We start from the raw sequence: 9,001 nt of genomic DNA, 5'->3' as shown, positions 1-9,001 counted from the left end.
GGGGGTTTTAACCCGGGGGAAGCCGCTATACACTGCGCCCTTGTTTGAACACGACTCGGTCGAGCTTGATCCCGTGGCGGCAGTGGCGCGCATCACCGCGCTTGAGATGCTGGTGCGCCAGATCATGATCGTGCAGCTTCGCATTCTCGATCGGATGGGCGAAATTCAGCTGACCCCCGAATATGTCCGCACCATCGCTGGCGCCTATGCGGAAAAAGTCGATGAATCACCGATCATCGACAGCAATTCGCCGGAAGTGAACTATGAGTTCAAGGTCAATGTGCTCCACAATCTGGAGCGGTTCTTCGATGAGCTGGAAGCGCATATTCGCGATAACCCGCCGTGATCGCCACCGCGATGGCGGCTATGGTCAGCATCGCTGGAGGCCCGACCGGGGCTGCACTAATGCAATGATTTCAATGCGCTGGCTTGGCTAACGGGCAAATATCGCCCATTGATATTGCTAGAGGATTTCCAGAATTGGCGAACCTTTAGAACAGCCCCAGCACCTTCCGCTTGGTCAGAGATTTCACAAGCGCTGCGTCACGGTCCCGGCACCGCTGATCGAAGGCCAGAATTTCGGCCTTGTCAGCGTTGGCCTTGTCTAGCTGGCCTGTCTGCGCATCGGCGAACGTGGCCAGCGTGCCGATCGACCACGTCGCCGGACGTTCAGCGCCCGGTGTTGCCGTCCGCACCGACGCCGGCAGCAGGGTCAGGCACTCGCTGACTGGCGCCGTGACCCTGATATGCGTTGCGCAGGCCGAGAGCGCGGTCAAGCTCGACAGCAACAGCAGCTGGGACAGGGTCGCCGGCGCCCGGCGCGGCCATGATGCGGATGGTGTTTTCACGAGTTGTCCTTTCGATGGTTTCGCGCACGCGCTCGATGCGCTCGCCAGTGGCCACAGCGTCCTTTGCGGCGGCGGCTTGGGCCTCGGCGCCGCCCACGTCCGCCTTGAACTGGATGGCGGCTTGCTTGGCCCGGCCAGGGGCAAGAAACAGCCGGTCGAAAACAAAGCCGACAATCCCGAGCGCCATCAGCGCGCCCACAACAGCGCCGGCCAGTTTCCAGCCCTTGAGCGCCATCATTTGCACGCCTCCCGGCCCGCGCCGCCGCTGGGCACCGTGTTGCCGCACGCCAGCGCCTGGCCGGGGATGATGACCGCTTTCCACCCCGGCACCGACGATGCCAGCCAGTTGCGGTCGATGCTGCACCCGGCGCAGCGGCCCAGTGTCAGGCCATGGCGGCCGGCGCGGATGTCGTTGCCGGTAACGCGCACCAGCGCCAGCGGTAGATCGCCTGCGGTGTCCATCTGGGTGATTCCCTGCCCGGTGGTATTGATGACATTCCACGCCGCCAGCACATCGGTGACCTTGTCGCGCAGCTGCAACACGTCCTGATGCCAGCCATCGGTCCAGGTGCCGCCCGCGCTGCTGCACGCCGCCTTGCCCAGCCCCTTGGTGACAGCGCCGGCGATGTTGCAAATGGTCGGCACGGTCCAGAACGGCCCGGCGATGTTGTGGACATAGGCCAGCCCGGCGGTGCGAGATGCTATAACGCAATCCTCGACCCCGCCTTCGCAGCGGGTGAAGCGGATGGTGATTCCCGCGCTTTCATCGACCACCACGGCCTTGCGGGCGTTGGTGAACCGCGTGCCCTCGATCACCACGCCAGTCGCACCGCGCAGCAGCAGGCCATAATAGGCCGGGCCAGCTGGCCAGATACCTTGTGCCCCGCCCGGCGCCATGATGCGGCCCCCGCGCAGCGTGACATTGCCGCCGCCGATCACCGCCATGCCGGCGATATCGTGCCGCCCCGCCTCGATCACCACCGGCGCGGCATAGCGGGCGCGAATGGTCAGCGCGGGGCCGGGCTGCTTGCCCGCCACCGGGGCGCAATCCTGCGTCAGTTGATAGGTGCCGCCGCCGGCCGGATTGGCCAGCGCCAGCGCAAGGGCGGCACAGGTTGCAAGGATCATGACACGTTGGCTCGCACGCCGGCATCTTTGGCCTCGAGCAACTTCCGCAGCGCGACCGTGCGCTCGGCATTGCGCGGCAAGGTCTCGACAATGTGACGCGCCAAATCGCAGAACGGCTTGCTTGCGGCCTGTAGGACCGCAGGCAAGTGTGAATAATAAAAATAGCGCAGGACAGGGTCTGCCGCCAATTGCTCGGCTGAAAACTCAGTTGGCGCTGGGTGAATTACGTCGGTCATGCGGCTTCCTTCATTGGAACAGGGGCGTTGATTTCGGGGCCGGGGAACTGGCTGCGCAGCACTGTGCCGGTCATCTGCCAGGCCAGCGTCAGCAGTGCGACAACGGCATCATGGCCGCCGCCCTTGAGCGGCACGAACAGATAAATGGCGGTCAGAACAGGCGCCGCCGCCACGGCGATGGTGCCGAGTATGGACTTGAGCCGGTCGGCATTCATGGCACCAGCCCCAGTTCCACCGCCGTGCCGGGGCCACCGCGCTGCGTCAGCACCTGCCGGCGCAGGGCGGGCGCAAAGCTGATGTGCAGGATGCCGCGGCCCCATTCACCGATCAGCTGATCGAATTCGATATCGCTGGCGGCGATGGCGCGGCCGACCGCCATCAGCGTCAGGCCGGGAATGGTGAAGTCCACCGCCCAGCCCAGCGCGTGATGGCTGGTCGGCACACCGCCCACGGCGCGATTGACGACCGGGTTGCGATACGCACTGGTGACCGTCACCGGGCGATCGAACAGCGCGCGCACGCGTTCCATCTGGGCGGCGGTGCGGCGCAGGTTGACCAGGTGCGTGCCATTGGGGGCGTTGGACAGGCGGCGCTCGCGTGCCGCCTCACTGACGGTCAGTTCGGCCAGCGAGAAATTGGGCGACAATTGCATCAAGGGGTTCCCTTCAAAAGCACTACGGCCCGCTCGAGCGCAGCCACGGCCAGCGCGGATTCGGACATACTGGCCGGCACCGCGCCGATCATCACGGCGAACTGCGCTTCGCCGTGCGCCTCGATGCGCAGCAGCTGGGCGATGCACTCGACCTCGGCGACGGCGGCGGTCATTTCATCAATCCCAGACGTTGGCAGGTGCGCGCCCTCTGTTCGTTTTCAAGGCAGACGACGGTGGCCAGGCTGGCGATTCGCTTGTCCTGTTCCTCATCGGGCGCGGCAAATGCGCGATACGCCGTCATGAAAGCAGTCAGCACCGACAGCACCAGCACGGCCGAGCCGGCCCATTTACTTGTCGTCGGCAGATCGTTCACGGTGCCACGCCCTGATGATCGCCACCCACAACGCGCGCAAGCCGGCGGCCAGCAGGGCCAGCCACCCAATATCGCCTCGCAGATCCATTGATTGCACCCCCAAGCAGCACAGCCGCCTGAGCCCACCCTCCAATGGACCTCAGCAGGTAATAATAGAACTGCCCCTGACCGCCGGGTTCACCGGCAGCCAGATAGGCAAAATGGATCGACACCTGAAACAGCAAGCAGGTGGCGACAATGGAATGTGCGCACGTGGCATCGGGGCACAGCGCGATGGCAAAGCCGGTCAGCATATCGAGCACGATCAGGGAGCCGGTCGGCGTGAAATCGCCGGTCAGCGCCTCGATCGACACCTGCACCACAAGGTTGAGGCACAGCAGCAGCGACGCCCGCCGATACCCCCACCCGCGTTCCCAGCACACGATCGCCGTCAGCATCAGCGCGGCGGCATACAGCGCCAGCCAGATCATGCCGCGCCGGGCGGCTTGAGGCCGGAACCGGATAGCGGCGCGACATCGATGCCCAGCCCCTCAAGGGCCGGCAGCAACGCCTCGGTGCGCCGATGCAGGCGGCGCCACTCCGACTTGCCACGTCTTGTCGGCGCGGCATTTTCGCGGGCGATGATCCGCCTTTGGATTTCACACAACAATTCGGCATCGGTCACATCAATCACGCGTGTCTCCCTGTTTCAAAGCGGTGGCAGGCCGGCGCGGATGCGGTCGGCCTGGGCGGTGGTGAGGTATCCAAGCTGTTCGGCGCGCACCAATCCGGCCAGCACGCGGGCGTCGGTCAGGTCGATCATCCCGTCCCATGCCTGGAAACTGGCCCAGGCGCGGGCCATGAACGGGTCGGCGGTGCTGATGACCAGCGGCAGCGCCGCCGATGGCCACAACTGCACGAAATCGAACCGCGCGATTCGCGGCCCGGTCTCGGCCGCCACCCATGCGCCGGCGGTGTAGCGATAGGGGCGCGTGCCGGCATCGGCGGGCGGCGGCGGCAACACCTGCCAATCGACACCCATGCCGGCCGCGCTGGTGACAATCTGGATTTCGCCGGTGACGCCGTGGCGATAGGCGATCAGCGCCGTCATCCTGCCACCGCCGATGCCGTGCCGGTAAAGCTCATGGATCCGCCGGCCGCCGCGCGGCGCAGCAACAGGCGGAATTTCTGGCTGCTGGACGGCGTCAGGCCGGTGGCGTTGGCGTCAACGCTGATGCTGCCGGGCGTGCCGTCACCGTCTGCGCCCTCGGTGCTGCTGGCCTCGCTGCCGACATCGGCCCATGTGCCGGGCGATGTTTCGCGCTGCCATTTGCCGCGCGCGTCCTGCGTACCGCCGCTGGCGACCGTAAACGTGCCGGGGAACGCCAGCGCGCAGGTGCCGCCGGTGCCGATCGTCACGGTCAATTCGATGGCGGCGGTGCCGTAACTGGTGCTGCTGGTGGCATAGGACACGGTGCCGCTGGCGCTGCCGCCGCCGCCGCTGCCGCCGCCGCCCGATGATGGTGGCGGTGCCAGTTCCAGCAGCACCGCCACTTCGACGGCGATGGTGACGGTGTCGCGCACGCTGGTGACGACAATCTTGCCGTTTGTGGTGCAGGCGGTGATGTCGATCAGGCCGGTGGCGGCGCCGATGGTGGCCGTGCAGCCGGTGGCAACAATCGACCATGTCGTCGTTGTCGTCACATCGGTGTCGCCCAGGAACCGCCGCGCCTGCACCGCGCGCGGCAACTGCCCCGCCAGCGCGGCGCCGGTGTGGTCGGCCTTGATGACCACGGTGGCAATCGCCGGCACCCGGCCCGCCGCACCGACGGGCGTGCCATCGGGGAACGCCACCTGGTCGGCATCGATCAGGCCGAATTCGCCGGCGCCGTGGACGCGTTCGGTGATTTCCGCCTCCAGCGCCAGACGCCAAAAGGGGCTGCTGGCCTCCAGCAGTTCGGTAGAGGCCACCGCCGGCGTGCGCGTGCCATTGGCGGCCAGCGTCACCGATGGCGAACCGATGCCGACGCGCGCCACGAACAGCTTGCCATCATGGCCGATGCCGGCCGCCGCGTTGCAGCTGGCGGCGATTTCCTGAATGACCGCCCCAACAGTTGCCTGCTGCGCGAAATATCGGCTGATGTTGCCGCCGCCCGGCAGCGTCGCGGCCCAGGTGTCCAGCGCGGCCAGGCTGACAGCATCGATCTGCGTGGCATCATCGGCGCCGGCAAGGATGGCAAGGCGGCGGATGACGGCACCGGGCCGGCGCACCCAGCCCAGCGCGCTGCCGCTGTCGCCTTCGACAATGGCCGATGGCAGCACGGGCGGCGCCCCGAACCGCACCAGGCCTTGGGCCAGGCAACTGCGCCATTGCCCGCGCGTGATCGATGCGGCGGCCAGCGCGGCATAGTCGGCATGGTCACCGGCATAGGCCGGGCCGGAAAAACGCGACAGCCGGTCCAGCAACGCCGGCACCGCCTGAATCGCAAAGGCCGAAAGCTGGTAAATATCCAGCACGCGGTTGATGAGCACGGGCGGCACGAACTGCGGGCGCCCGATGGCCAGCGGTTTCGGCACGCCCTTCAATTCTGCCGGGCCTTCAAGGCCGCCGGTGCCGGCATAGACCGGCAGCAGCGGCTTGTCATACCAGCGATCATCGGCGCGCAGCGGGATCTGCATGCGGCCCCGGCTTGCCCGCACCGGGCGCGTCAGGCCCTTGAACACCTGCACCCAGCTGGCCCAGGGCGCGCCGGCATCCCCGCGCCAGATCGTCACCGGGCGTTCGCCCCAACTGTATCGCGGCGCGTCGGGGTGGGCGGCCAGACCGATTTCAAGGTCGCCGATGCTGGCCGATATCCGCCCCGAAAAATCGCCGTCGAACAGGTCAAGGCTGCGGGCCGCCGACCGCGCCAGCACCGGCCACCAGCGCAGCCCGTCCAGCGTCGTCACGCGCGGGTCATCGACATTGGTGACGCGCACATTGACCGCCGCCGCCGCCACCGGGTCCCATGGCTGCATCAACACCACAACAGGCATCAGATCAGGCTCGCCATGGTGACACGCCATTCGAACATGTTGCCGGTGTTGACGACCAGGTCGAGCTGCCCCTGAAGGTATCCGAAATACATCCGCCGCTGCCGCTGCGCATTCACAGCAGGGTCGGTGACGATCAGGATGGGCAGGGTGTTGCCGACGCGTTCCATCATCGTGCTGACCAGTGCCTCGGCCTCGTCGCGGTAGGTATAGGCAAAGCGCAGGCCAAGCTGCCGCTGCCGCGCGCCGGGCCGCACGATCGGCACGCCCAGCGGGGAAAAATCCACCGCGCCCAGATCGCGCACACCGAACGCTGCGCCCGTGCTGAAATTGCGCGCCAGCGCGATGCGCCGCCCCATGACAAGCCGTCCCGCCGCCACAGGCACCGACAGCCCGGCCAGCGACAGCCGCCACCAGCGGCGCGTTTCCGCCGCAGACATGGCATGCAGGGCGTGCGTGTCGCCCGTGGTGGGCGTGACCGTGCCGGCGGGGAACGTCATGCTGCCCGATGTGTACGCCGGCGTTGCCAGCCCGCCCTGCGTGTCGGCGGCCGCCACGGCCCAGGTCGCGGGCGCGCCATTGGTGGCCAGCAGCGCCACGGTGTCGATGGCAGTGGCGGCAGCCAGATCGATGTCGATGCTGTCGGTTGCCCCCGCCGCGCCGGACACATAGCGCACGCCCATCAGGTCGCTGCGCAGATCCGCCAGCGCCGTGGGCACGGCAGGCGCAGACGGTGCGAACAGGGCCGACAGCGCCAGCGGCTCGATGATGATGGCGTTGCTCATCCGAAAAGCTCCAAGTCGGTGGCGGCGGCGTCGTCATCGACGGCAATGCGGCTGATCAGAAAGGCCCCGTTCGCCGCCAGCCCGGCATCGATCAGGGTCACGGTTGGCGTCACGGTGCTGGCATCGATCGACAGCACGCCGCCGACGCGCACCGCGAATCGCCGGCGTTCGGTGCCAATCAATGCGGCGGTTTCGGTATTGACGGCGGCGGCATCGGCGATGGCATCCCAATAACCTTTTCGCGGCGTCGCCAGCTGGTCGCGCGCCCCGGGCTGGCGCGTCAACACGGCGGCGTCGACGCGCACATCGACAGCGGCGGCGCGGGTGGCGCGGGCGACATCATCGGCGGTTGGCCCCGGCATCAGGCGACAAAGCCCCGCGTGTCACCGCCGACAAAGCCGCCGGCGCCGCCAAGCGCCGCCAGTGCCGCCGAGATGGCATCGCTGATCGTCTGCGGCAGGTTCGCCATGATCGGCACCAGCGCGGCGGTGTTTTCCGCCGTGGCCTGTGTCGCGCTGGCCGTGGCGCGGGCGAACGGGTTGTCGCCCTGCACACCGATGCGTTGGTGATGGCATTGATGGCGCGGGTGGTTTCGGCCTGCACCCGGTCGAACACGGTGAAGAACCCGTCAGTGCGGCCCTGCACCTGTTCTTCGATATCGATCAGGCGCTGGCCGGCGGCGACAAACGCGCCCTGGTTGAACCCGGCGGTGCCGATGCGCCCGCGCTGTTCCTCGAACGCCGCCGTGGCGCTGCGCCGCTGATCGGTCAGCGACAGCGGCGAGCTGCTGCCGAAATTGAGGCTGCTCAGGAAGCCGCGCAGGCTGGCCGTGGCCTGTTCGCTGGCGGTGCGCACCGCTTCAAGCTGCCGTTCATATTCGTCGCTGGCCTTGTTCATGTCGGCCTGGCTGCTGCCAGCCTCGATCATGATGTCGCGCAGGTCGCTGAATTCTTTGTTCAGCGCCTTGACCGCTTCGCCGATCGGGTCGCTGTTGACGGCGAACAGGCGCAGCGCCTGCGACAGGGTCGCGGCCTTGGTCGCCTGTGTTTCGAAATCGCCGGTTGCCAGCAGCCGCGCCACGCTGGCATCGATGCCGGCCACGGCGCCCTTGGCAATGGCGTCGCGCAGGCCGGCGATGATCGCCTCGTCCTGCGATTTGAAGTTCACCACACCCGGCTGAAGGAAGTTGCCGCCGGTCGGGTTGATGAAGAAGTTCTTGTCTTTGTTGACGCCGATGGTCGCCAGCTTCACCCCGTCCTTGAGGGTGCCGCCCAGCAACTGCGCCAGATTGGTCAGGCCGCCGGCGAACGCCGACAGAATCTCCTGACCCTGTTCGCCCTTTTCGTCACTGCGGAACTTCAGCGCGCCAGAGACGCGGCCATTGGAAATTGTCGGGTTGACATCGACGAACTTGTCCTTTCCGGCCAGCGCCTCGATAAATCCGCCGATCAACAGGCCCGCCAGCGCGCCAAGCGGCCCGCCGACTGCATAACCGATACCAGCGCCGCCCAGCGCGCCAAGGCCGCTGGTGTTTTCCAGCGGGCTGAGCACCAGGTCGAGCAGCTTTTCAATAGGCTTGAGCACGACATTCAGCAGGCGGTTGAGCGTGTTCTGCGCGACATTGCCGACCACATTCTGCGGCAGGTTTTCCAGCTGGCCGACAATGCTGTCACCAATATCTTCCAAGGCGCGTTCCAAACTGTCGAACACCGTGGTGAATTTCGGCATCTGGGTGTTCAGCGTATCGGCAAGCTCCTTGGCCGAATCGCGGAACACGCGCGCATCGCTGCTTAAGGATTGATTGTCGGCGCTGCCGGCCACCACGCGCGCCCGCGCCTGATCGCCGGCGTGCGCGCGCGCCGGGCCGAAGCGGGGGGGGGGGGCCGCCGTCAGCCGGCCGTAGCGGTTCTGCGGTGTGAGGTTGCGGGCCCCGGCGCGGTAGGGGGGGGCGGAGGGCCGCCGTGTTT

At 67.1% G+C, this 9,001-nt stretch carries 15 protein-coding genes; 1 reads left to right on the top strand and 14 read right to left on the bottom strand.

The window, feature by feature from the left end; all coding sequences use genetic code 11:
* The coding region (locus RMQ73_RS02980) for a hypothetical protein (protein WP_310496504.1) at positions 1-346 on the top strand (346 nt) is incomplete at its 5' end.
* Between the two features lie 323 nt (positions 347-669).
* Here the strand turns inward: RMQ73_RS02980 and RMQ73_RS02975 are convergent.
* The 14 genes from RMQ73_RS02975 to RMQ73_RS02910 all read right to left on the bottom strand — a co-directional run.
* Positions 670-1,086 carry a hypothetical protein gene (locus RMQ73_RS02975; RefSeq protein WP_310496503.1) on the bottom strand — a complete coding sequence of 139 codons (417 nt, stop codon included), beginning with the start codon at positions 1,084-1,086 and terminating at the stop codon, positions 670-672.
* Complete coding sequence (locus tag RMQ73_RS02970) at positions 1,083-1,976, bottom strand: hypothetical protein (RefSeq protein WP_310496502.1); 894 nt, start codon at positions 1,974-1,976, stop codon at positions 1,083-1,085. The genes RMQ73_RS02975 and RMQ73_RS02970 overlap by 4 nt, the downstream gene beginning before the upstream one ends.
* Positions 1,973-2,212: a hypothetical protein gene (locus RMQ73_RS02965; RefSeq protein ID WP_310496501.1), complete on the bottom strand. Its 240-nt coding sequence runs from the start codon at positions 2,210-2,212 to the stop codon at positions 1,973-1,975. Before RMQ73_RS02965 ends, RMQ73_RS02970 begins: the two co-directional genes overlap by 4 nt.
* The gene (locus RMQ73_RS02960) at positions 2,209-2,427 is read right to left on the bottom strand and encodes a hypothetical protein (RefSeq protein ID WP_310496500.1); all 219 of its coding nucleotides are present in this window, start codon (positions 2,425-2,427) and stop codon (positions 2,209-2,211) included. Before RMQ73_RS02960 ends, RMQ73_RS02965 begins: the two co-directional genes overlap by 4 nt.
* Entirely contained in the window at positions 2,424-2,864 is a 441-nt protein-coding gene (locus RMQ73_RS02955) for a D-Ala-D-Ala carboxypeptidase family metallohydrolase (protein ID WP_310496499.1), read from the bottom strand. The genes RMQ73_RS02960 and RMQ73_RS02955 overlap by 4 nt, the downstream gene beginning before the upstream one ends.
* A complete protein-coding gene (locus RMQ73_RS02950; protein WP_310496498.1) occupies positions 2,864-3,037 on the bottom strand; it encodes a hypothetical protein in 174 nt (57 codons plus the stop codon). Before RMQ73_RS02950 ends, RMQ73_RS02955 begins: the two co-directional genes overlap by 1 nt.
* A complete protein-coding gene (locus RMQ73_RS02945; RefSeq protein ID WP_310496497.1) occupies positions 3,034-3,237 on the bottom strand; it encodes a hypothetical protein in 204 nt (67 codons plus the stop codon). The genes RMQ73_RS02950 and RMQ73_RS02945 overlap by 4 nt, the downstream gene beginning before the upstream one ends.
* Positions 3,234-3,707, bottom strand: coding sequence for a hypothetical protein (locus RMQ73_RS02940; protein WP_310496496.1), 474 nt, complete (start codon positions 3,705-3,707; stop codon positions 3,234-3,236). Before RMQ73_RS02940 ends, RMQ73_RS02945 begins: the two co-directional genes overlap by 4 nt.
* Complete coding sequence (locus tag RMQ73_RS02935) at positions 3,704-3,910, bottom strand: hypothetical protein (RefSeq protein WP_310496495.1); 207 nt, start codon at positions 3,908-3,910, stop codon at positions 3,704-3,706. The genes RMQ73_RS02940 and RMQ73_RS02935 overlap by 4 nt, the downstream gene beginning before the upstream one ends.
* A gap of 15 nt (positions 3,911-3,925) precedes the next feature.
* On the bottom strand, positions 3,926-4,327 hold the full coding sequence (locus RMQ73_RS02930; protein ID WP_310496493.1) for a hypothetical protein: 402 nt from the start codon (positions 4,325-4,327) through the stop codon (positions 3,926-3,928).
* Positions 4,324-6,252, bottom strand: a complete 1,929-nt coding sequence (locus RMQ73_RS02925) for a hypothetical protein (protein ID WP_310496492.1) — start codon at positions 6,250-6,252, stop codon at positions 4,324-4,326. The genes RMQ73_RS02930 and RMQ73_RS02925 overlap by 4 nt, the downstream gene beginning before the upstream one ends.
* Complete coding sequence (locus RMQ73_RS02920) at positions 6,252-7,034, bottom strand: hypothetical protein (RefSeq protein WP_310496491.1); 783 nt, start codon at positions 7,032-7,034, stop codon at positions 6,252-6,254. The genes RMQ73_RS02925 and RMQ73_RS02920 overlap by 1 nt, the downstream gene beginning before the upstream one ends.
* On the bottom strand, positions 7,031-7,396 hold the full coding sequence (locus RMQ73_RS02915; RefSeq protein WP_310496489.1) for a hypothetical protein: 366 nt from the start codon (positions 7,394-7,396) through the stop codon (positions 7,031-7,033). Before RMQ73_RS02915 ends, RMQ73_RS02920 begins: the two co-directional genes overlap by 4 nt.
* Positions 7,374-9,001, bottom strand: a 1,628-nt coding sequence (locus RMQ73_RS02910; protein WP_310496488.1) for a hypothetical protein, incomplete at its 5' end; no start/stop codon positions are given. The genes RMQ73_RS02915 and RMQ73_RS02910, both read right to left, overlap by 23 nt.

It is taken from the genome of Sandarakinorhabdus sp. (assembly GCF_031430775.1).
Lineage (GTDB): Bacteria > Pseudomonadota > Alphaproteobacteria > Sphingomonadales > Sphingomonadaceae > Sandarakinorhabdus.
Note: the sequence above shows the minus strand (reverse complement) of the source record. Positions and strands in the feature narration are given on the sequence as shown.